Here is a 22,576-nt window from a genome sequence, read left to right on the forward strand (position 1 = left end):
CCTTCGCGCCCCATCCTCATGCAACTGCGCACCCTCATCGACCACAGCGCCGCTGCCCTGCAGGCCGCCGATTTGAGTTACGGCCACGGCACCACCAACGCCTACGACGAAGCCGTCTGGCTGGTGCTGTGGCGCCTGGGCCTGCCGCTGGACAGCGACTTGCATGCCCTGGGCCCGAACAACCTGTCGCCCGAGCAGGTGCAGGCCGTGCAGGCCCTCATCGAGCAGCGCATCCGCACCCGTCAGCCGGCGGCATACCTCACGCGCGAGGCGTGGCTGCAAGGGGTGCCGTTTTACGTGGACGAGCGCGTCATCGTGCCGCGCAGCTTCATTGCCGAGCTGATCGCCGATGCCGAAGGCGCCGAATGCCTGGACCCCTGGCTGGGGGAGCACACCCGGCGCGTGCTGGACCTGTGTACCGGCAACGGCAGCCTCGCGGTGCTGGCGGCGCTGGCCTGGCCCGAGGTCAGCGTGGATGCGTCGGACATATCGGCCGATGCCTTGGCGGTGGCACGCATCAACCTCGAACGCCACGGACTGACGCAACGGGTGCGCCTGATTCAGTCCGACGGCTGGACCGGCATCGACGGACGCTACGACCTGATTCTGTGCAATCCGCCCTACGTCAGCCGCGCCAGCATGCAGGCCCTGCCCGATGAGTACCGCGCAGAACCGCAGATTGCCCTGGACGGCGGCTTGCAGGGTGGCGAAGACGGCATGGACTTCGTGCGCCACCTGCTGCGACACGCCTTGGCGCACATGAACGACGACGCGGTGCTGGTGCTGGAGATCGGCAACGAGCGGGCGCATTTCGAACGGGCCTTCCCCGGTCTGCTGGCCTACTGGCCCCCAACCACTTCGGGCGAAGGGCCGGTGCTCATCCTGACGCAACAGGCCCTGCTGGACTGGCAGGCACAACGACACGCCGGCCCACAGACCGCTGGCCAGCAACAGCCATGATCGTGTTGCGCGACGTGGTGCTGCGCCGTGGCAGCAAAGTGGTGCTCGACGGCGCCAGCGCCACCCTCAATCCCGGTGAAAAGGTGGGCTTGGTGGGCCGCAACGGGGCGGGCAAATCCAGCCTGTTTGCCTTGCTGCAAGGCCACTTGCACGAGGACAGCGGCCACGCCGAACGGCCACGCCATTGGCGCGTCGCCCAGGTGGCGCAGGAGATGCCCGAAACCGCGCAGAGCGCCACCGATTTCGTCATCGGCGGCGACACGCGCCTCAGCGAAGCCCAGGCCGAGGTGCGCGCGGCCGAAGCCAGCGGCGACGGCGAGCGCATGGCACACGCCTACACCGCCTTGCACGACGCCGGCGCCCACGATGCCACGGCCCGCGCCCAGGCGCTGCTGCTGGGGCTGGGGTTTCAAATGCACGAGTTGCAGCGGCCGGTCAACAGTTTTTCGGGCGGCTGGCGCATGCGCCTGCAACTGGCCCGCGCCCTGATGTGCCCCAGCGATCTGCTCATGCTCGACGAGCCCACCAACCACTTGGACCTGGATGCCCTGGTCTGGCTGGAGGGCTGGCTCAAGCGCTACGAAGGCACGCTGCTGGTCATCAGCCATGACCGCGAATTCCTGGACGCCGTCACCCAAGTCACCCTGCACCTCGAAGGCGGACGCCTGAGCCGCTACAGCGGCAACTACAGCCGCTTCGAGGCCATGCGGGCCGAACAGATCAGCCAGCAGCAAGCGGCCTACGCCCGGCAGCAGGAACGCATGGCCCGCCTGCAGCGCTTCATCGACCGCTTCAAGGCCAAAGCCACCAAGGCCCGGCAGGCGCAAAGCCGCATCAAAGCGCTGGAACGCATGGAAAAAATCGCCCCGGTGCTGGCCGAGGCCGAATTCCATTTCCAATTCGATGAGCCCGGACAATGCCCCAACCCGATGCTGAGCTTGCGCGACGCCTGCTTCGGCTACCGCCGGCCCGATGGGCAGCCCTGGCCCATCGTGCGCGGTGTCACGCGCTCGGTGCTCGCGGGGCAGCGGCTGGGCATTCTCGGCGCCAACGGGCAAGGCAAGTCCACCGTGGTCAAAACGGTGGCCGGCGCCTTGCCCCTGCTGGACGGCGCCCTGACGGCCGGCAAAGGGCTGCGAATCGGCTATTTTGCCCAGCAGGAACTGGATGTGCTGCGCCCCGACGACACGCCGCTGGCGCACATGATCCGCCTGGCCCGCGACACCGAGGCCGCGGGACTGCTCGATGGGCAATCCACCCGCGAGCAGGATTTGCGCAACTTTCTGGGCCGCTTCCAGTTCAGTGGCGACGCCGTGCTGCAACCCGTGGGCACCATGAGCGGGGGCGAAAAAGCCCGCCTGGTGCTGTGCATGATCGTGTGGCAGCGCCCGAATCTGCTGCTGCTCGACGAGCCCACCAACCACCTGGATCTGGCCACACGCGAAGCGCTGGCGGTGGCCCTCAACGAATTCGAGGGCACGGTGATGCTGGTCAGCCACGATCGGGCGCTGTTGCGTGCCGTTTGCGACGAATTCTGGCTGGTGGCCGAAGGCGGCATCCGGCCATTCGACGGTGATCTGGACGACTACCAGCGTTACCTGCTCGAGGTGGCCAAGCAAAAGCGCGAGGCCCTGGATGCGGCCGCCTCCGCAGCGGCCAACCATCGCGATGGCCAGCGCGAAGACGCTGCCCATGCCGCAAATGGCCCGCGCCTGACGCCAGCCGAGCAGCGCCGCCAGCAGGCCCAGCGTCGCCAGCAGCTCAACGAGCAACTCAAGCCCCACAAGCAGCGCCGCGACGCGCTGGAGCGGCAACTCCTGGCGCTGCAAACGGAGCAGGCCGAGTTGCACGCCCGGCTGCAACAACCGCTGCCCCCCGCCGAGCTGGCCGAAGCGGGCCGGCGGCTCAAGCAGGTGGACGAGGCCATCGCCCAAACCGAGGAACAGTGGCTGGACGTGGCCGAGCAGATCGAACGCATCGAGCAAGCCGCCCAAGCATGAACACGCCCGCCCCGCCCTCCGGCGCCACCTCGACATGGCCTCCATTGCCCGCGGCCTTCGTGGCGCTGCTCGATGCGGTCATCCCCGCCGACCGCCGGGCCTCCGTGGAGCGCAGCTACATCGAGCCCAAGGCCGTCGCCTTCCGCCTGAACCCGCTGCGTGGCCACCCTGAGGCCACCTGGGCGGCATTGTGCGCCGACACCGACACCCCGCCCCAGCCCTTGCCTGGCGTGCCCGGCGTGTTCACCGTGGGGCCATCGCAACGCCCTTGGCTGACGCACCATCCCGCCGCCGGGGACGGGCGTCTGTACATCCAAGGCCTGTCGAGCATGGCCGCCGTCTGGGCGCTGGACCCGCAGCCCGGCGAGGAAATCCTGGACCTTGCCGCCGCCCCTGGCGGCAAAACCAGCTATGTGGCCGCCCTCATGCAAGGCCAGGGCCGGCTGGCTGCGGTGGAACCCGTCAAGGCGCGCTTTCATCGCCTCAAGGCCAATCTGCAACGGCTCGGCGCCGGGCATGTGCACACCTACCTCAAAGACGGGACCGTGGTGGGCAAGCTCACCCCCGAGCGTTTCGACCGCGTGCTGCTGGACGCGCCCTGCTCGTCCGAGGCCCAGTTCACCCGGCTGGATCCCGAATCGTGGGCCCACTGGAGCCCCAAGAAGGTCAAAGACAGCGCCCGCCTGCAGGCACGGCTCATCCGCTCGGCGTGGGCGGCGCTGAAGCCTGGGGGACGGCTGGTGTACAGCACCTGCTCCCTGTCGCCCGAAGAAAACGAACTCACCGTGCAGGGCCTGCTGGCGCAACAGCCCGATGCGACGGTCGAGGCCATCACGCTGCCCACCCCTCCGGGCATCCTGCCCACCCTGCCGGGGCTGACCGAATGGCAAGGCCAGGCGCTGGACCCTCGTCTGGCGTGGTCGCTGCGCGTCCTGCCCAGCGACCACACCGACGCGTTTTACGTCTGCTGCCTGCGCAAGGCGGCCTGACGGATTGCGTCCAGCGTCCCGCGCGTGGTGATGACCTGCGGGTCCAGCGGCATCTCGATCAGCGTGCCGGTGGGGGCGTCCAAAGCCCGACGCAGCGCGGGCTCCCAATCGGCCGTGCGGGTGACGCGCTCGGCCGCGTAACCGTAGGCCCGGGCCAGGGCGCAGAAGTCGGGGTTGTGCAACGACGAGCCCACCACATGGGCCGGGTACTCGCGCTCCTGGTGCATGCGGATGGTGCCGTACATGCCATTGTTGAGCAGCAACACGATGGACTTGGCGCCGTACTGCGTGGCCGTGGCCAGTTCCTGCCCATTCATGAGGAAGTCGCCATCCCCCGCGATGGTGAACACGGTACGCCCAGTAGTGATCGCCGCAGCCACCCCCGCCGGCACGCCATAGCCCATCGCGCCATTGGTCGGTGCGAGCTGGGTTTTCAGGCCCCTCGCCAGCCCCGGATACCGGTAGAAGCGGTGCAGCCAGCTCGCAAAATTGCCCGCGCCGTTGGTCAGCACCGCATCGGCCGGCAGCAGGCGCTGCAGGGTGTGGATGACCTGGGGCAGATCGATCTCGCCGGGCAATTGCACGCCGCCGTTGGCCGGGTCGATATTGGCCAGGTAGTCTGCGTGGCAACCTTGCGCCCAGTCGGCCCACGGCACTTGCGGCGGAGCGGTCAGCACCTCCAGACTGCGGGCTGCGGCCGACAGGCTCGCACAGATGGCGAGATCGGCCTGATAAACCCGGTTCAACTCCTCCGCGCTGCTGTGGATGTGCACGAGCTTCTGCCGGGGGCGCGGCGCTTCGATCAGGGTGTAGCCGCCGGTGGTGGCCTCGCCGAGCCGGGGGCCGATGGCGATCAGCAGATCCGCCTGCTGGATGCGCTTCGCCAAGGCGGGATTGATGCCCAGCCCCACGTCACCGGCGTACAGCGGATGGTGGTTGTCGAACGTGTCCTGGAAGCGGAAGGTGTTGCACACCGGCAGTTGCCAGTTCTCGGCGAAACGCGCCAGCGCCTGGGCGGCCTGCGGCGTCCAGCCGCCACCACCGGCCAGCACCAGCGGGCGCTGCGCCTGCAACAGCAGTTCGCGCAACTGCCGCAGCGCGCCGGGGTCGCTCCAGGCTTCCACCGCCTCCACGCGCGGCAAAGGCGCCGCCTCCACCGGGTGGGTGAGCATGTCTTCGGGCAGCACCAGCACCACCGGGCCGGGCCGTCCGTTCAGAGCGGTGGCGAAGGCGCGGGCCACGTATTCGGGAATGCGGCGGGCGTCGTCGATGCGCTCCACCCGCTTGGCCAGCGGCCCGAAGAAGCGGAAGAAGTCCACCTCCTGGAAGGCCTCGCGGTCGCGGCAATCGCTGGCCACATCGCCCACGAACAGCACCATGGGCGTGGAATCCTGAAACGCCGTGTGCACGCCAATCGACGCATTGGTGGCACCCGGCCCGCGGGTGACGAAACACACGCCCGGCCGCCCGGTCAGCTTGCCATGGGCCTCGGCCATGAAGGCGGCCCCGCCCTCCTGCCGGTTGATGACGAAACGGATGCGATCGGCATGGCGATGAAAGCCATCCAGCACCGCCAGATAGCTCTCGCCCGGCACCCCGAAGGCATGGGTCACACCCTGCTCGATCAGGCATTCGACCAGCAGATGCCCGGCAAGGCGCGGCGTGTTCATGGTGGACACATTCATGGCCGAGCCTCCGCCGTGCGACGCCCCACGCCCAGCGCCGCATACACCGACAGCAGCAGCACGACCGCCGCGCCCGCCAGCGTGACGCCGTACCAGCCCCGATCCATGAAAGCCCCAAAGATCAGCGGCGAAATGGCAAAGCCCACATCCAGCCCGGAATACACCGTGCCGTACACCCGGCCAGTGGCCCCCTTGGGCGTGGCGCGGCGAATCATCATGTCGCGGCTCGGGCCGGCGATGCCCACGGCAAAACCGGTGGCCGCCAGCACGATCATGGTGCCCAATCCGCCCAGCCAGCCGGTGGCAGCCAACAGCATCAGCCCTGCCCCCACCGCCATGCAGCCGCCGACCACGCGATCGGTGTGCGCCGCCTTGCCGGCCACGAAGCCACCCACGGCCATGCCCACGGCACCGCACAGCATATAAGCCGTCAGCGTGAAGGTGGCGGCTTGCAGGCTGACCGCGTGCACCGCCTTGAGGATGGAGGCGGAATAGGTCTGGACGACGGCCAGCGTCATGGTGGACAGGAGGAAAAACGCAAAACACCACCAGACCACGGGCAGCTTCATGAAGGCCAGATCACTGCCGCGGGTGGCGCCGGCAGGCCGAACCACCACCTCGGTCTTGAGTTGTTCGCGCTGCCACACCAGCAAGGCCAGCACCCCCAGGTACATCACGGCCGCCGCCAGATAGGCCGTGCGCCAGTCGGCCATGGCCGCGATGCCGACCAGAAACACCGGCGCTGCCGCCCAGCCCAGGTTGCCCGTCAGCCCGTGAACGCTGAACGCGTGGCCCAGCCGCGGCGTGGAGACGCGCTGGTTCAGGATGGAAAAATCCACTGGGTGAAACGGGGCATTGCCCAGGCCGGCCAGCACCGAAACCAGCATCAGCCAGGCATAGCCATCGGCCATCGATGCCACCAGCGCGGCAGCCGTGAACAGCAGCATGGAGCCAAACAACACCGGCCGCGCGCCCAGTCGATCCACGACAAAGCCCGCGCTGGCCTGCCCGAGCCCGGAGATGACGAAAAACACACTCATGAGGAGGCCCACCTGCGAGAACGACAGATCGAACTCGCTCATGAGCACCGGAAAAAGCGGCGGCAACAACAAGTGGGTGAAATGCGAAGTGCCATGGGCCAGCCCCACGAGGGCCATGACCCGAGCATCATCGCGCAGAGGAACGGTTGGCGGTGACGTCGAGGCGTCCAGAGAAATGCTTGACATGTGACGAATCGTAAGCGAAACCCCGCAAACGTGCTGTCATGACACATCCGCGGACAGGCACAGCGCCAGACACGGGCACAATAGCCGCATGAACATCGTGATCCTTGACGACTACCAGGACGCCGTGCGCAAGCTGGCCTGCGCGGCGAAGCTCGAACCCTACCCGGCCAAGGTGTTCACCAACAACGTCAAGGGCGTGGGCCAGCTCTCGGTGCGACTGCGTGACGCCGAGATCGTGGTACTGATCCGCGAGCGCACCCAGATCACCCGGCAGTTGATCGAGAAGCTGCCCAAGCTGCGGCTGATCTCCCAAACCGGTGCCGTGGGCCGGCACATCGATGTGGCCGCCTGTACGGAACACGGCGTGGCGGTGGCCGAAGGCGTGGGCTCGCCCATCGCGCCGGCCGAACTGACCTGGGCCCTGATCATGGCGGCGATGCGCCGCATCCCCCAGTACGTGGCCAATCTCAAGCACGGCGCCTGGCAACAATCGGGGCTCAAAGCCGCCGCCATGCCACCGAATTTCGGCATCGGCATGGTCTTGCGCGGCAAGACGCTGGGCATCTGGAGCTACGGCAAGATTGGCCAGTTGGTGGCCGGGTACGGGCGTGCCTTCGGCATGCGGGTGATCGTCTGGGGCGGCGAAGCCAGCTGCCAGCGTGCTGCCGCCGACGGCTATGAAATCGCGCCCAGCAAGGCGGCGCTGTTTCAGGAATCCGACGTGCTGAGCCTGCACCTGCGCCTGGGAGACAGCAACGTGGGCTGCGTGACGCTGGATGACCTGAACCTGATGAAGCCGACCTCGCTGTTGGTCAACACCTCGCGCGCCGAGCTGATCCAGCCCGACGCCTTGGTCGCTGGCCTCAACCGGGGCCGCCCCGGCATGGCAGCGGTGGACGTGTTCGAGTCTGAGCCCATATTGCAGGGCCACGCGCTGCTGCGCCTGGAAAACTGCATCTGCACGCCGCACATTGGCTTCGTGGAGCAGGAAAGCTACGAAAAGTACTTTTCTGCGGCGTTTGACAACGTGGTCAACTACATCAAAGGCACGCCCACCAACATCGTCAACCCGGGGGCCTTGCAATACCATCGCTAGGCGGCACGGCCACCCGCGCCAACGCCATCAGGTCTGGGGCTTGTCGCCATCATCGCTCGACGGGGGCGCCGCCTTGGGCGCCAGCTCCCAGTCGCTGAGATCGAAGTCCAGCATGTAATCGTCCGCGGCTGGCGAAGGAGCCGCAGAAGGCGCGGCGACTGGCGCAGCGGCGGGCTCAGGCACGGCAGGGAATTCGAAGTCCAGCAGCGGCGCAGCAGCGGCCGCACCGGCCATGCCTGCCGCGGAGCGGGCAGCGAGATCGTTGACCGATTTCCATCCCGCAGGGTCCATCGGTCCGGGCTGCCCTGGGGTATCGGTGCAGGCATCCTGGAGGTCGAGCACCCCTTTGAGCATCAACAGATCGTCAAAGGCCGCCAGTGTGCGAACCCGCATGAGCCCGTCTGGAGCACCCGGCTGAGACGCCAAGGCCTGACACACCAGATCCAGGGCGGCCGTGGTCGGCCAGACGCGGACGATTGACGGCATGAGCGTGGCGTCGTCATCGAGATGGCGCGGCGCGGCCACATCATGCCCTGCGGGGGCGAGGCGCTGATAATGAGATTCATAAAAGCGCTGCGCCAAGGCCTGATCGGACTCGGTGCCATGGGTGGCTGCCAGGTGCAACCACAGCACATAAGGCGCTTCGCTGGCACGCGGATGCGCCGTGACGAATTCGTTGAGCAGTGCCATGGCTTCGGCATATTGACCGATCGACTCGCAAAAGCGCGCACGCTGCCAGAGATCCTCCAACGCCTCCACATTCAGCGGCGTGATGGGCACTTCGTGAAACATGGACTCCCGCGCATCGGTGACCTCCAGCCCATCTACCGACCCGGTGGGCAGCCAACTGGGCTGGGCGGCATGGGGAGCCGGCTTGGGCGCAGGTGCAGCCGAGACCTCCGCTTGCACGGGCACAGCCACTGCGGCGGCGACAGCGCGGTCGGCGGTCTGGGCAGCGGAAGCAGAAGACGAGACAACGGCAGGCTCACTGGTGGGCTGGGAATTGGCGGGTAATGAAGACTCCCACCAAGGCGCCGTCGGCGCGGCAGCGGCCGCCGCTTGCCGGCGCATGCGCAGCGCATACCACAGCCCCCCCAGGAGCAACAGTGACAACCCGCCCAGACCGTAAACCAGTGTCGGGGAAGCCGAGGCTCGCTGCGCCGCATGCAGTTGCGCGTTGACACTCTCCAGCGCGAGCCTGAGCCGTTCCTGCTCCGCACGCAGAGCTTCGACCTCCTGCTGCAGCGCCCGAGTCTGCTCGGCCGCGGCATCGTCAGCAGCAGCGGCAACATCGCCCTGCCCCGCCACTGTCCCCCCACCGTCATCGGCCCCTGAGCCGGCAGGGTTCAGAGGGTTGGCCGCCGAAGGCAGTTCCACCGGGTCAAGCTGCAAGCGTGAGCCGCCCGTGGGAGCCTCTGTCACCGGGGAGGCTGCGCCGTTGGCGGGTTGGGAAGCGTCCTCCGCGGCAGCGGCGGCCATGGCCACGGGCAACGGCCGGGTTTTGGAAAGCATGCGCGTGACCGCGGCCGGCCGAGGCGCCGGGGCTGATAGGCGTATCGGCGTTTGCGGCCCGAGATCCGGCGCATCGGTTGTGCGCGGGGTGGCAGGCGCAGCAGGCATCACCGCTCGGGCAGGCGGCGGCAGCACCAAGGGGGCTGCAGGCGGGGTGACAGGGGCAGCCACCGAGGTGGCCGCAGACGCGGAAGGTTGCGCCAGGGCAGGCCCGGGCGCGGAGGAAACTGCGCGCGGCGGCTCCACATCGGCCAGCAAGGTGTAGCTGCGGCGAAAAGGTGTCTGACAACCGGCCTGGAGAACCAGGGTCACGATCGGCTCATTCACCGGCTCGGAGGTCTGCACGCGCAGGGCGCCTGTCCCATCCGCACCGATTCTGTGAATGGCCGCAGACACCGCGGTGGGTGGCACGCGCACGTCGCCGTAGATCACCTCCGCCTGAAGGCACAGGCCTGTGGCGGCGTCGGACGCATCGATGCGGCTCTGTACCAAAATATCCAGCGGGCGGCCGATGATCACACTGCCCTGCGTGGCGCCGAGAGAGACCGCCACAACCTGGGTGGCTGTCACGAACAGCGCACTTCCCACCGCCAGCTTGAGCATGTTCATGTCCTCGTACCGCGAGAGTTGGTATCGTTATACACGCTACATTCTGGCACAAGCACCCCCACCAGCATCCAGCCACGAGACCCGAGAGACTTCCCAAAATGCCTGCCACCCTCAAAACCCACAGCACTGGGGCCACCCTGGTGCTGACACTGAGCAATCCTGAACAGCGCAACGCCCTGAGCCCAGACATCTACGCGGCCGGCGTTGAAGCCTTCAATGCCGCCGAACGCAACCCCGATGTGCGCAGCGTCATCCTCACGGGCGAAGGGGCGCACTTCTGCGCCGGCGGCCATTTGCAACGGCTGCTGGCCAACCGCCAGCAACCCCCTGCGGTGCAGGCCGAAAGCATCGAAGAGCTGCACGGCTGGATCGAGGTGCTGCGCAGCTTCTCCAAGCCGGTGGTGGCCGCCGTGGAAGGCGCCTGCGCCGGCGCCGGTTTTTCGCTGGCGCTGGCCTGCGACTTCATCGTGGCCGCGCGCAACAGCGTGTTCGTGATGGCTTATGCCAACGTGGCGCTGTCGCCCGATGGCGGCGGCAGCTGGCAATTGGCGCGTCAGCTGCCGCGGGCCACGGCCATGCAGTTGCTCATGCTGGGCGAGCGCGCCAGCGCCGATCGGCTGCAGCAGCTCGGCTTGATCAATCAGCTCACCGATCCCGGCCAGGCCCTGGACAGCGCGGTGGCGCTGTGCGAGCGGCTCAATGCCCAGGCCCCCAATGCGCTGGCCAGCATCAAGGAACTGGTCAACGACGCCCCCCAGCAAGCGCTGAGCGCCCATCTGCGGCAAGAGCGCGAACTGTTCGTGCGCAACCTGCATCACCCCAACGGTGGGGAGGGCATCAGCGCCTTCCTCGACAAACGCCCGCCACGCTACCGCTGAACTCCACATACCGCGTCACCCGGGAGACAACCGCATGACCACCCAGTCACTCACAAGACAGACGATGGACGAGCCGATTCTGACAATGGAAGAGCGTGAGGCGATCAACAGCGGTCGCTGGTTCACGAGTCTTTCCCCTTCACTGCGACACGACATCCTCCGATGCGCCTACGTCAAACGATACAAGGACGGCGATTTGATCGCGGCCCGCGGCGATCCGGCCACCGAATGGACCGCCGTGGCCAAAGGCGCGGTGCGCGTGAGCTCGACCTCGCTGTCGGGCAAGCAGATCACGCTGACCTACGTGGAGCCGGGCGTCTGGTTTGGCGACATCGCCATGTTCGATGGCGACCAGCGCACGCACGATGCCTATGCCCATGGCCCCACCACGCTGTTGTGCGTGGCGCGCAACGATTTTCAGAAGATCCTGACGCTGCACGTGGAGCTCTACGAGGCGCTGCTGCGCCTGCAGGCCCGGCGACTGCGCAACCTCTTTGGCCTGGTGGAAGACCTCAACACCCTGCCCCTGCGCGCCCGGTTGGCCAAGCAACTGCTGCACCTGGTGCGCAGCTACGGCGTGCCCTGCCTGGCCAACGGCAGCGAAACCCGCATCGGGCTGCAACTGGCCCAGGAAGAACTGGCCCAGATGCTGGGCGCATCCCGGCAGCGGGTGAACCAGGAACTCAAATCCATGGAGCGCGAAAACGCCATCCGCATCGAACCGGGCGGACTGGTGGTGCGCGACCGCGCGGCGTTGATGCGCATCGCCGAAACCGAACACTGACTGCCCCCGGAGACCCCATCGGCCATGACTGACGCCCCCTCCCCCTCGTCCGCTCGTCAGGCCGAAGCCTCCACCCAGAGCCCCCACGCCATCGATACCCCGGCGCTGGAGGGCTGGCTTGCGGCCCACCTGCCCGGCTTCCAGGGGCCATTGCAGGTGGAGAAGTTTGCCGGTGGGCAATCGAATCCGACCTACCGCCTCATCACCCCCTCGCGGTCATACGTGATGCGGGCCAAGCCCGGCCCGGTGGCCAAGCTGCTGCCCTCGGCCCACGCCATCGAGCGCGAATTCCGCGTCATGAGCGGCCTGGCCGGCACCGACGTGCCCGTGGCCCGCATGCATGTGCTGTGCGAAGACGAAAGCGTCATCGGCCGCGCCTTCTACGTCATGGAACACGTCGACGGCCGCGTGCTGTGGGATCAGTCTCTGCCAGGCATGACGCCGGCCCAACGCCGCGCCCACTACCTGGAGATGAACCGGGTGCTCGCCGCGTTGCACCAGGTCGATTTCCATGCCGCCGGCCTCGGCGACTATGGCAAGCCAGGCAACTATTTCGAGCGCCAGATCGGCCGCTGGAGCAAGCAGTACCTGGCCTCCATCACCCAGCCCATTCCTGAAATGGACCGGCTCATCGAATGGCTGCCGGCCCACATTCCGGCCATGGCGCGGGACGAGGCCATGGTCTCCATCGTCCACGGCGACTACCGGCTCGACAACCTCATGTTCCACCCCAGCGAGCCGCGCGTGCTGGCGGTGCTGGACTGGGAACTCTCCACCCTCGGGCACCCGCTGGCCGACTTCAGCTACCACTGCATGTCCTGGCACATCCCGCCCGGCATGTTCCGCGGCATCGCCGGTCTGGACATCGCCGCGCTGGGCATCCCGTCCGAGCAGGAATACATCGCGTGGTACTGCGAGCGCACCGGCTTTGCCAGCCCACAGGCCCTCATGGCCGATTGGAACTTCTACCTCGCCTACAACATGTTCCGCCTCGCGGCCATCCTGCAGGGGATCGCCAAGCGGGTGGAAGACGGCACCGCCTCCAGCGCCCAGGCCCGTCAGTCAGCAGCGGGCGCCCGCCCCATGGCCGAACTGGCCTGGTCCTTTGCCCAGCGAGCCTGAACACCCCCCGCCCTCTCCACAGGAGCCCCACATGGATTTCGACTACACCCCCAAGGTCAAGGCCCTGCAGGCCCGGCTGCTCGCCTTCATGGACGAGCACATCTACCCCAACGAACGCCGCTTTTTCGAAGAAATCGCCGCCAACCGCGCCAAGGGCAACGCCTGGGTCCCCACCACACTGATCGAAGAACTCAAGCCCAAGGCCCGCGCCGCCGGTCTGTGGAACCTGTTTCTGCCCCACTCCCCACGCGCCCCCGAAGGTCTGAGCAACCTGGAATACGCCCCCTTGTGCGAAATCATGGGCCGCGTACCCTGGGCCCCCGAGGTGTTCAACTGCTCGGCCCCCGACACCGGCAACATGGAAACGCTGGAACGCTATGCCAGCGAAGCGTTGAAGGACCGCTGGCTGGAGCCGCTGCTGCGCGGCGAGATCCGCTCGGCCTTCCTCATGACCGAGCCCGAGGTGGCCTCGTCCGACGCCACCAACATTCAATGCCGCATCGAGCGCCAGGGCGACGAATACGTCATCAATGGCCGCAAGTGGTGGTCTTCCGGCGCCGGCGACCCGCGCTGCGCGGTCTACATCGTCATGGGCAAGACCGACCCCGAAGCCCCGCGCCACGCCCAGCAATCCATGATCGTGGTACCGGCCAATGCCCCCGGCATCCGAGTCATTCGCCCCCTGTCGGTGTTTGGCTACGACGATGCCCCGCACGGCCACATGGAGGTGGTGCTGGAAAACGTGCGCGTGCCGGCGGACCACATCCTGCTCGGCGAAGGGCGCGGTTTCGAGATCGCCCAAGGCCGGCTGGGGCCGGGCCGCATCCACCACTGCATGCGATCCATCGGGGCGGCCGAGCGGGCGCTGGAACTGATGTGCAAGCGGCTCCAGGAGCGCGTGGCTTTTGGCAAGCCGGTGGCAGCCCAATCGGTCTGGCACGAACGCATTGCCGAATCCCGCTGCCTGATCGAGCAGGCGCGGCTGCTCACGCTCAAGGCCGCTTACATGATGGACACCGTCGGCAACAAAGTGGCCAAGGCCGAAATCGCCATGATCAAGGTGGTGGCGCCCAACATGGCCTGCCAAGTCATTGACTGGGCCATCCAGGCCCACGGCGGCGGTGGCGTGAGCGACGACTTCCCGCTGGCCTACGCGTACGCCAACCAGCGCACCCTGCGCCTGGCCGACGGCCCCGATGAGGTGCACCGCAATGCCATCGCCAAGCTGGAGCTGGCCCGCCACAGCCTGCACCCCAAAGAGGTGGATATGCCCATCACCCGGGGCTGCTGACGGCCAGACGGCCCCAACGTCAGTTGAGCGTGGAAGAGCGCACTTCCGCCAGGGTGGTCAGGCCCTGCAACACCTTTTCGATGCCGTCCTGGCGCAAGGTCCGCATGCCTTCCTGGATGGCCAGGGCTTGCACCTCGGTGGGGCGTGCGCGGCTTTGAATGAGGTGCCTCATCTCTGGCGAATTGGCCAGCAATTCATGCACCGCCAGCCGGCCGTAATGGCCGGTGTGGCCGCAGCGGTCACAGCCCTTGGCCTGAGCCACGTGAAGCCGACCATCGCGGCCAAAGCGATCCTGCCATTCTCGAACCAGCGCACCCGCATCGCGCAGTGGATGTTCTCGCGGCAGTTGGGCCTGGTAGTCGGCGATGAGTTCCTGCTGCAAATCGGCGGTCAATGGCTCCATCACGGCGCAAGCCGTGCACAGGCGGCGCACCAGCCGCTGCGCCAAAATGCCCTGCAAAGAATCCGCGAACGAGAAGGGGTCCACCCCCAGATCGACCAGGCGCACCACCGTCTCGGCCGCCGAATTGGTGTGCAGGGTGGAAAACACCAGGTGCCCGGTCAGCGAGGCTTCGATGGCGATCTCGGCCGTTTCTTGATCGCGAATCTCGCCGACCATGATGACATCCGGGTCGGCGCGCAGCAACGCACGCAGCGCCGCGGCAAACGTCCAGCCGATTTTGGGGTTGACTTGAATCTGCCTCAAGCCCCGCTGGGTGATTTCCACCGGGTCTTCGGCGGTCCAAATCTTGCGATTGGGCGTATTGATTTCCCGCAAGGCGGCATGGAGCGTGGTCGTTTTCCCCGAGCCTGTCGGACCGGCGCACAGAAACAGGCCGTAGGGGCGCTGCACGATGGCCTCGAAAGCCGCCAGATTGCGCGCGCTCAGGTTGAGCTTGTCCATCGGCAGCGGCTCCGACGATGACAGGATGCGCAGCACCACGTCTTCGAGGCCATTGGCCGTGGGGATGGTGGCGACGCGCAGCTCGATGGCCAATCCGCCGAATTTGGCGAAGTTGATCTTGCCATCCTGCGGCTTGCGCCGCTCAGAGATATCGAGGTCGCACATGATCTTGATGCGCGCGATCAAGGCGTTGCGATAACTCGCTGGCAGTTCCAGGTAGGGCCGCATCTGTCCATCGACGCGAAAGCGGATCACCAGCTTTTCCCGGCCTGGATACGGCTCGATGTGGATGTCCGAGGCCCGCTGGTAGTACGCCTCGGTGATCATGGAGTTGATGAGCTTGACCAGCGTGTTGTCGGATTGCTCGATCGGGCGCTCGTCTTCGTGGCTGTCGGTGGCTTCCCCTGTGAGCTCCACCGCCAACTGCATCACATCCACTTCGCTGCCTTTGGCGTCGGCGCGTGGGCCCGGCGCGGGGGCTGCGGCCTTGGGGGCAGCGTTGGCATTGGCCAGATCGCTCATGCCGATCTCGCGATAGGCCTTCTTGATCTTTTCGATCAGTTCCCCACTGGTGCTGACCACCGGGATCACCTTGCGCTGGGTGGTGAACTCCAGTTCATCGATGACCTTGAACTGCAATGGATCGGTCATGGCCACGACCAGGGATTTGCCCTGATCCAGAATCGGCAGCACCTGCAAGCGCAGCGCCAGCGCGAAGGGCACACGACGCAGTGCGGCCGCGTCGATCGGAAACTTGGCCAGGTCCACGAAAGGGTAACCCATCTTGCGGGCAATCGCCGTCTGGAGATCGGCGGGCGTGACCAGGTTTTTCTCCAGCAGAATCTGACCGAGAGGGCGCTTTTTGTCGCCTTGCTGCAGGCGCAAGACCGCCTCGAGCTGCTCGGCCGTGAGCTTGCCCAGGCCAATGAGGGCTTGGCCGATGGGCACCGGCTTGAGGCTGCTCTGGCGCTTGAGGGCTTCGAGCAGTTCCTCGGGCGTCTCGACCATGGATTTCTCCACCCCTTCGTCCACCACCGGCTCCACAGCCCCCTCGTAGAGCATGGTCTGGGCGAAATCGGCATCCGAAATCAGGGCTTCGTCGCCCTGTCGGATTTCCAGCCGCACGATGCCGTTTTTGGGCAGGAACACCCGGTAAGGGTCGCCTTCGAGGGTGCGCTTGGGGAATATCCAAAGACCCTGATCGGTTTTCTCGTAGCGATAGCAGATACCCGAATACATGGAGCCGTCGCGCAAGAACACGACGAACGACTGCGCCTGCTGGGTGTCTGCGCCTGGCAACCCGGTCGGGCTGAATTCCAAATCCGTAGGGGGATGGTGCTGGATGCGCAGTCGCTTGAGCTGATTGAACTTCAGACTCAGGCCCCGCTCATCGCCCCGTGGGCGCAGTTTGATGACCCGGCGCGTGGTGTCGAAATCGAGCAGATGGCCCGAGACCGAGTTATCGCTCCAGCCCTCGGCGGTACAGGCCAGCACCGGGTCTCCCACCGCAAACACGTCCATCCGCTCGATGTTGGGCAATGAAAAGGTGTTTTCAGGCATGGCTTTTTCCTTGGGGCTGCGCACGAAGCCGGGTCACATCCCCAGCACCCATTTGATGACGTTCTTGGCCAGGAAGCCCAGCATGCCAAACGACAGCACCAGAAACAGAATGAAAGTGCCAAAGCGGCCCGCTTTGGATTCGCGGGCCAGGTTCAGCACGATGAACAGCATGTACAGAATGAAGGCCCCGACGCCGAACGTCAGGCCAAACTGGGCAATCTGCCCCTCGGTGTAGCCGAAAATGGTTCCTTCCATCGGCCAACCCTCAAGGCTGCGATACCCGGATCACGCCCGAGCGCCGCAAATCGACGTAGGCGTGCCAGCTGGCATGCCCGAGCAGGGGCACCACCACCACGAGGCCGATCAACCCAGTGGCCAACCCCAGAATCACCAATGCCGCGATGAGCGCGGCCCACCAAGCCATCACCACCGGATGGCTGCCGACGGCACGCCAGCTCTCGCCAATGGCCATCCACAGCGGCAACCGGGTGTCCATCAGCAGGGGCAAGGTCACGACGCTGGAGGCGAACATCGGCGCCGCGAGCAAGGCGCCCAGCAGCAGCCACACCTCGAACAAGCCCGGAGCAGGCGCCAGCACCACATGCCGCAGAAAATCGGCCGGCTTTTCGACCGGCGCCGACGCCCACAAGGTGATGAGACCGGCCGATGTCAACACCCAGCCGGTGCCCGCCAGGGCCAGTAACAGGCCAAAGGCGATGAGTCGTCTATCCCCCGACAGCCATACCCCCATCACTTCGCGGCATCCCATGCGGCGGCCCTGCTGGGCCTGGCGGCTGACGGCATACAGACCGCAGGCCAACACAGGCGCCACGATCAAAAACCCGGAAAACGCCCCGGCCAACCACCAAAACTGGTCGTGCGCCAGCCACAGCAGCAAAGCCCCGAAAGCCGCCAGCGCCACGCCATGCATGAGGCCCGGCAGCGGATTGGCCCACAGGTCGCGCCACCCCGAAGCCAGCCAGCGCAGCGGCGCCCGGCCATCCAGCGGCCGCATCCCTGAAGCCGCAAGCTCATGTTCCGTCATACGACACCCTGATAACCGATTCCCCTACATTGGATCACAACGGCGCGCACGCCTTGAGCAAGGCCTGCGTGTAAGGGTGGCTGGGCGTGCGCAGCACCTGCTGCGCCGGGCCGTGCTCCACCACTTCGCCCGAGCGCATCACCATCACCTCATGCGCCATGGCCCAGATCACATCCACGTCGTGGGTGATGAGCAGGTAGCTCAGGCCACGCTCGCGCTGCAACCGCAACAACAGCTCGATGACCTGCTTTTGCACCGTCACATCCAGGGCGGACGTGGGCTCGTCGAGCACCAGCACCTGGGGCTCCACGATGAGCGCGCGCGCAATGGCCAGTCGCTGCCGTTGCCCCCCCGAAAATTCATGGGGATAGCGCTGCAACCACAGCGACACGGCCTCTGGCGGCAGATCGGGCAGCAGCCCCACCTCGCGCAGCGCGCGCACCACGCGCTCGCGGCGCTGATCTTCATCGAGCCGCGGCTCGTGGATGCGCAGCCCCTCGCCCACGATCTGCTCCACCGTCATGCGCGGCGACAGCGAAGAAAACGGATCCTGAAACACCACTTGCACCTGCCGCCGCAGAGGGCGTGCACGGGCTTGGGCGCCGCGCCCTTGGGGCCACGGCTGGCCCAGGATGTGCAAGTGCCCCTCATGCGGGTGCAGACCCAATGCGGCCAGGGCCAGGGTGGATTTGCCGGAGCCGGACTCCCCCACCACGCCCAGGGTCTGACCGGGCGGCAAGGCAAACCGCGCCCGCTTGACCGCCTCGAACCGGCCGCGGCGAAACCACCCCACGAAACCGGGCAAGGGGGTGGCGTAAGCCACCACCAGGTCGCGCGCCTCCACGACGGGCGGGCCGGCCACAGGCACCGCTTCAGGCAAGGCTCGTTGCGGCCGGCTGCCCAGCAGCTTGCGGGTGTAGGCATGTTGCGGTTGCCCGAACACCTCGGCCACACCGCCCTGCTCCACCAGGTGGCCCTTTTCCATCACGGCCACCCGGTCGGCAAACTGGCGCACCAGATGCAGATCGTGGGTAATGAGCAGCACCGCCATGCCCAGACGCTGCTGGAGTTCTCCCAGCAGGCTCAGGATCTGCCCCCGCAGGCTGGCGTCCAGCGCCGTGGTGGGTTCGTCGGCGATGAGCAGTCGGGGCTCGCTGGCCAGGGCCATGGCGATCATGGCCCGCTGCCGCTGGCCACCGCTCAACTGGTGCGGGAAGGCCTGGGCGCGCCGGGCCGGCTCGGGAATGCCTGTGGCCGCCAGCAGTTCCTCCACCCGGTGGGCCGCCTCGCGCGGCGGCATGCCTTTTTTGAGCGTGAGGATTTCGGCGATCTGGTCCCCGATGGTGTAGAGCGGGTTCAGCGCCGTCATCGGCTCCTGGAAGATACAGGCCACCTCATCGCCGCGGACCCCACGCAGTTCCCGCTCGCTCAGGCGCAGCAGGTCACGCCCTTGAAAATGCGCCTGCCCCTCGATGTCGGCATTCGGCACCAGCCGCAGCAGGCTCAGGGCCGAGACCGTCTTGCCCGAGCCCGACTCCCCCACCAACGCCAGCTTCTCGCCTGCCTTCACCTGGAAGTCGATGCCATGCACCACGGTCTGCCCACCGAAACCGATGCGCAGGCCGCGCACGTCGAGCAGCGTCTCCTGAACGGCACTCATCGGTCGGCCTTTCTCGGGTCCAACGCGTCGCGCAGGGCGTCACCCATGAAGGTCAGCAGCAACAGCGTGATCACCAGCACGGCAAAGGTGGACAGCGAGATCCACCAGGCGTCGATGTTGTTCTTGCCCTGGGCCAGCAATTCGCCCAGCGATGGCGTGCCCGGCGGCACTCCCAACCCCAGAAAGTCCAGCGAGGTGAGCGCGAGAATGGCGGCGCTCATGCGGAACGGCAGAAAGGTGACCACCGGCGTGAGGCTGTTGGGCAGAATGTGCCGCCAAATGATCTGCCCGTTGCTCAGCCCCATGGCGCGGGCCGCGCGCACGTAGTCGAGCTGGCGGTTGCGCAGGAATTCGGCCCGCACGTAGTCGCTCAGCCCCATCCAGCCAAACAGGCTCAGCAGCACCAGCAGTATCCACACGCTGGGCTCGAACACGGCGGAAAAAATGATCAGCAGGTACAGCTCCGGCATGGAGCCCCAGACTTCGATGAAACGCTGAAAGGCCAAATCCACCTTGCCGCCGTAGAAGCCCTGGATGGCACCAGCCACCACCCCCAGCAGCACGCCGATGGCGGTCAGCGCCAGCGCGAACAGGATGGACAGGCGAAAGCCATACAGCAGCCGCGCGGCCACGTCACGGCCTCGATCGTCCGTGCCCAGCCAGTTGTCTCGCGAAGGCGGGGCGGGGTGCGGCTCCTTGGCAAAGTAGTTCAGCGTCGTGTGGTGATGGCGGTTCAGGGGGTAGATGACCCAGTTGCCGGGCTGCTCGAACTGGCGCTGGATGAAGGGGTCCAGGTAGTCCGTGGGCGTATCGAAATCACCGCCGAACGCGGTCTCGGGCGGGTTGTGCCACATCGGCACGAACCATTGGCCGTTGTAGCGCGCGAGCAAGGGCTTGTCGTTGGAAATCAGCTCTGCGCCCAGGCTGATCACGAACAGGGTGACGAAGATCACCAGGCTCCAGAAACCCAGCCGGTTGCGCCGAAACCGCTGCCACGCCCGCTGGCTCGGACTCAGGGAGCGTGCCACGCCTGATGCCGCCACGGCCGGCGCGGCCTCCGATGGGGCGGCGATGGCGTCAGTCGAACTTGACACGGGGATCCACCCAGACATAGCAAAGATCACTGATCAACTTGGTCACCAGGCCAATCAGCGTGAACAGGTACAGCGTCCCCAGCACGACCGGGTAGTCGCGCCGCATCACGCTCTCGTAGCTCAGCAGGCCCAGACCATCGAGGGAGAACAGGGTTTCGATGAGCAGCGAGCCAGCAAAGAACGCGCCAATGAACGCGGCCGGAAACCCGGTGACGATGGGAATGAGCGCATTGCGAAACACGTGCTTCCACAGCACGCGCCGCTCGGTCAGCCCCTTGGCACGAGCGGTCAGCACGTACTGCTTGCGGATCTCTTCCAGAAACGCATTTTTGGTGAGCATGGTGGTCACGGCAAAGGCGCCCAGCACGCTGGCCGTCACTGGCAGCGTGATGTGCCAGAGGTAATCCACGATCTTGGCGCCCAGGCTCAGCTCGTGCCAGTTGCTGGATGTGAGGCCCCGCAAGGGGAACCATTGCAACTGCCCGCCGAAGATCACCAGCAGCGCCACCCCGAGCACGAAGCCCGGGATGGCATAGCCCACCAGCACGATGAGGCTGGTGACCGTGTCGAACCGCGTGCCCGCCCGCACGGCCTTGGCGATGCCCAAGGGTATCGAGATGCTGTAGCTCAGAAAAAACGTCCACAGCCCCAGGCTGATGGACACCGGCAGCTTTTCCTTGATCAGTTCCCACACCGCCTTGTGATGAAAGAAGCTCTGCCCCAGGTCAAAGCGGGCAAATTGCCCGAGCATTTGGAAAAAGCGCTCGTGGGCGGGTTTGTCGAAACCATAGAGCTGCCGGATTTCCTCGATGCGCTGAGCGTCCACCCCCTGCCGCCCCCGGTAACCCGCTCCGGCCACGGCCGCCCCCTCGCCGCCCGTGTCGCGGCCCTGCAATTGCGCCACCATCTGCTCCACCGGCCCGCCAGGCACGAACTGGATCACCACAAAGGTGATGAGCAGGATGCCGAACAGCGTCGGGATCATCAGCAGCAGACGTTTGAGGATGTAGGCCCACATGATCAACGCCTCCGCCCAGGTGGGGGATTGAGGTTCTCCGGGCTGGCCCACCAGGTCATGAGCACCCAGCTCTCGGGCTGATAGTAACGCGGCATCACCGCGGGTTGCTCGAACCGCCCTGTGCGGTAGGCGATGCGGTGCACGCTGCTGAACCAATGCGGCACGTTGAGGTGCTGATGACGCAGCACGCGGTCAAGCGCCCGCAGCGCCGCCACCAGTTGTGGGCGCGTGCGGGCCGTCACCACGTGGTCCAGCAGGGCATCGACCGCCGGGTGCTTGACGCCCATCAGGTTGCTGGAGCCTTCGGTATCGGCCGCGGCGGAACCAAACCGGTCCAGCAGTTCGGTGCCCGGCGCCTCGCTGCCCGGCCAGCGCACGCTGATGACCTCGAAGTCAAACACGTCCAGCCGTTTCTGCAGAATGGCGAAATCGATCACGCGGTAGGTCGCGCGTATGCCCAGGCGCTCCAGGTTCTTGGCAAACGGCGTCACCACCCGGCCCATGGAGCCGCTGTTGTCCAGAAACTCGATGGTGAACACTTCGCCGCGCTCATTGCGCAAGGCGCCGTCGCGGTAGCGCCAGCCTGCCTCGGCCAGCAGGTCGCGGGCGCGGCGCAGGTTGTCGCGCAGGGTCTGCCCCGAGTCCGGGTCCAGGCTGGTGTAAGGCGGCAGCGGCACCTCCCGCTCGAACACCTCGGGCGGCAACTGGCTGCGCAAGGGCTCCAGCAACGCCAGTTCGTCGGGGCCAGGCAGGCCCCGGGCCTCGAAATCGCTGGCGACGAAATAGCCTCTGACCCGCTCGTAGGCGTTGTAGAAGAGTTGGCGGTTCAGCCACTCGTAATCCATCGCCAGCCCGATGGCCTCGCGCACCCGCGGGTCCTGAAACTTGGGCAGCCGGGTATTGAACAGAAACCCTTGAAAGTCTCCCGCATTGCCGTGTGCCAGCTCGCGCTTGACCAGTTCGCCCCGGTCGAAGCGGCGCCCGGTGTAGGAGCGCGCCCACTCGCGGGCGATGAACGCCTGGATGTAATCGAATTCACCGGCCTTAACAGGCCGTTGAAAAAGTGCCCATCGAAGCAGCCGAGGCTCTGCCTGCGTCGGCTTTCAACCGGCTGGATCCGCATTTCCAGCCCCTGGCAGCCCT

Annotated in this window: 19 protein-coding genes; 9 read left to right on the forward strand and 10 right to left on the reverse strand. The window is 66.4% G+C overall.

Annotated features, from left to right (window positions below; translation table 11 throughout):
* The first annotated feature begins 18 nt into the window (after nt 1-18).
* From prmB to DFR43_RS06930, 3 genes are read left to right on the forward strand one after another with little or no spacing between them, the layout of a single operon-like run.
* On the forward strand, nt 19-960 hold the full coding sequence (prmB, locus tag DFR43_RS06920) for a 50S ribosomal protein L3 N(5)-glutamine methyltransferase (protein WP_133597007.1): 942 nt from the start codon (nt 19-21) through the stop codon (nt 958-960).
* Nucleotides 957-2,960, forward strand: coding sequence for an ABC-F family ATP-binding cassette domain-containing protein (locus DFR43_RS06925; RefSeq protein WP_133597009.1), 2,004 nt, complete (start codon nt 957-959; stop codon nt 2,958-2,960). Before prmB ends, DFR43_RS06925 begins: the two co-directional genes overlap by 4 nt.
* A complete protein-coding gene (locus DFR43_RS06930) occupies nt 2,957-3,949 on the forward strand; it encodes an RsmB/NOP family class I SAM-dependent RNA methyltransferase (protein WP_133597011.1) in 993 nt (330 codons plus the stop codon). Before DFR43_RS06925 ends, DFR43_RS06930 begins: the two co-directional genes overlap by 4 nt.
* Here DFR43_RS06930 and DFR43_RS06935 read toward each other — a convergent pair.
* Together DFR43_RS06935 and DFR43_RS06940 are read right to left on the reverse strand one after the other, a co-directional pair.
* Nucleotides 3,919-5,619 carry a thiamine pyrophosphate-binding protein gene (locus DFR43_RS06935; protein ID WP_133597064.1) on the reverse strand — a complete coding sequence of 567 codons (1,701 nt, stop codon included), beginning with the start codon at nt 5,617-5,619 and terminating at the stop codon, nt 3,919-3,921. The two genes, DFR43_RS06930 and DFR43_RS06935, sit on opposite strands and share 31 nt — an antisense overlap.
* 11 nt (nt 5,620-5,630) lie before the next feature.
* Nucleotides 5,631-6,860 (reverse strand): MFS transporter, encoded by a 1,230-nt coding sequence (locus DFR43_RS06940; protein ID WP_133597013.1) that lies wholly within the window; start codon nt 6,858-6,860, stop codon nt 5,631-5,633.
* 88 nt (nt 6,861-6,948) lie between these two features.
* Between DFR43_RS06940 and DFR43_RS06945 the strand changes: the two genes are divergently transcribed.
* A complete protein-coding gene (locus DFR43_RS06945; protein ID WP_133597015.1) occupies nt 6,949-7,956 on the forward strand; it encodes a D-2-hydroxyacid dehydrogenase family protein in 1,008 nt (335 codons plus the stop codon).
* Between the two features lie 27 nt (nt 7,957-7,983).
* Here the strand turns inward: DFR43_RS06945 and DFR43_RS06950 are convergent, their stop codons facing one another.
* Nucleotides 7,984-10,077, reverse strand: coding sequence for a type IV pilus assembly protein FimV (locus tag DFR43_RS06950; protein WP_133597017.1), 2,094 nt, complete (start codon nt 10,075-10,077; stop codon nt 7,984-7,986).
* A 98-nt stretch (nt 10,078-10,175) separates the two neighbouring features.
* Between DFR43_RS06950 and DFR43_RS06955 the strand changes: the two genes are divergently transcribed.
* The 4 genes from DFR43_RS06955 (at nt 10,176) to DFR43_RS06970 (ending at nt 14,152) form a co-directional block, all read left to right on the forward strand.
* The gene (locus tag DFR43_RS06955) at nt 10,176-10,955 is read left to right on the forward strand and encodes an oxepin-CoA hydrolase, alternative type (RefSeq protein ID WP_133597019.1); all 780 of its coding nucleotides are present in this window, start codon (nt 10,176-10,178) and stop codon (nt 10,953-10,955) included.
* A 64-nt stretch (nt 10,956-11,019) separates the two neighbouring features.
* The gene (locus DFR43_RS06960) at nt 11,020-11,739 is read left to right on the forward strand and encodes a Crp/Fnr family transcriptional regulator (protein ID WP_133597066.1); all 720 of its coding nucleotides are present in this window, start codon (nt 11,020-11,022) and stop codon (nt 11,737-11,739) included.
* A gap of 24 nt (nt 11,740-11,763) precedes the next feature.
* Nucleotides 11,764-12,861 carry a phosphotransferase gene (locus tag DFR43_RS06965; RefSeq protein ID WP_133597022.1) on the forward strand — a complete coding sequence of 366 codons (1,098 nt, stop codon included), beginning with the start codon at nt 11,764-11,766 and terminating at the stop codon, nt 12,859-12,861.
* A 31-nt stretch (nt 12,862-12,892) separates the two neighbouring features.
* Nucleotides 12,893-14,152 (forward strand): acyl-CoA dehydrogenase family protein, encoded by a 1,260-nt coding sequence (locus DFR43_RS06970; RefSeq protein ID WP_133597025.1) that lies wholly within the window; start codon nt 12,893-12,895, stop codon nt 14,150-14,152.
* Nucleotides 14,153-14,171: 19 nt separating this feature from the next.
* Here the strand turns inward: DFR43_RS06970 and DFR43_RS06975 are convergent, their stop codons facing one another.
* Genes DFR43_RS06975 through DFR43_RS07005 form a run of 7 tightly spaced genes read right to left on the reverse strand, consistent with a single transcriptional unit; the run spans nt 14,172 to nt 22,458 of the window.
* Nucleotides 14,172-16,616, reverse strand: a complete 2,445-nt coding sequence (locus DFR43_RS06975; protein ID WP_245988855.1) for a GspE/PulE family protein — start codon at nt 16,614-16,616, stop codon at nt 14,172-14,174.
* 33 nt (nt 16,617-16,649) lie between these two features.
* On the reverse strand, nt 16,650-16,871 hold the full coding sequence (locus DFR43_RS06980) for a DUF2788 domain-containing protein (protein WP_133597028.1): 222 nt from the start codon (nt 16,869-16,871) through the stop codon (nt 16,650-16,652).
* Between the two features lie 10 nt (nt 16,872-16,881).
* A complete protein-coding gene (locus DFR43_RS06985; RefSeq protein ID WP_133597031.1) occupies nt 16,882-17,661 on the reverse strand; it encodes a DUF2189 domain-containing protein in 780 nt (259 codons plus the stop codon).
* Between the two features lie 34 nt (nt 17,662-17,695).
* Nucleotides 17,696-19,321 (reverse strand): ABC transporter ATP-binding protein, encoded by a 1,626-nt coding sequence (locus DFR43_RS06990; RefSeq protein ID WP_133597034.1) that lies wholly within the window; start codon nt 19,319-19,321, stop codon nt 17,696-17,698.
* The gene (locus DFR43_RS06995; RefSeq protein WP_133597036.1) at nt 19,318-20,433 is read right to left on the reverse strand and encodes an ABC transporter permease; all 1,116 of its coding nucleotides are present in this window, start codon (nt 20,431-20,433) and stop codon (nt 19,318-19,320) included. The genes DFR43_RS06990 and DFR43_RS06995 overlap by 4 nt, the downstream gene beginning before the upstream one ends.
* On the reverse strand, nt 20,399-21,433 hold the full coding sequence (locus DFR43_RS07000) for a microcin C ABC transporter permease YejB (protein ID WP_133597038.1): 1,035 nt from the start codon (nt 21,431-21,433) through the stop codon (nt 20,399-20,401). Before DFR43_RS07000 ends, DFR43_RS06995 begins: the two co-directional genes overlap by 35 nt.
* Before the next feature lie 2 nt (nt 21,434-21,435).
* Complete coding sequence (locus DFR43_RS07005; RefSeq protein WP_342776094.1) at nt 21,436-22,458, reverse strand: ABC transporter substrate-binding protein; 1,023 nt, start codon at nt 22,456-22,458, stop codon at nt 21,436-21,438.
* Between DFR43_RS07005 and DFR43_RS13795 the strand changes: the two genes are divergently transcribed.
* Nucleotides 22,348-22,576 (forward strand): hypothetical protein (locus tag DFR43_RS13795; RefSeq protein WP_245988856.1); only part of this gene is annotated, 229 nt, incomplete at its 3' end. The genes DFR43_RS07005 and DFR43_RS13795 overlap by 111 nt on opposite strands.

Origin of the sequence: Tepidicella xavieri, from assembly GCF_004363315.1 — a bacterium.
Lineage (GTDB): Bacteria > Pseudomonadota > Gammaproteobacteria > Burkholderiales > Burkholderiaceae_C > Tepidicella > Tepidicella xavieri.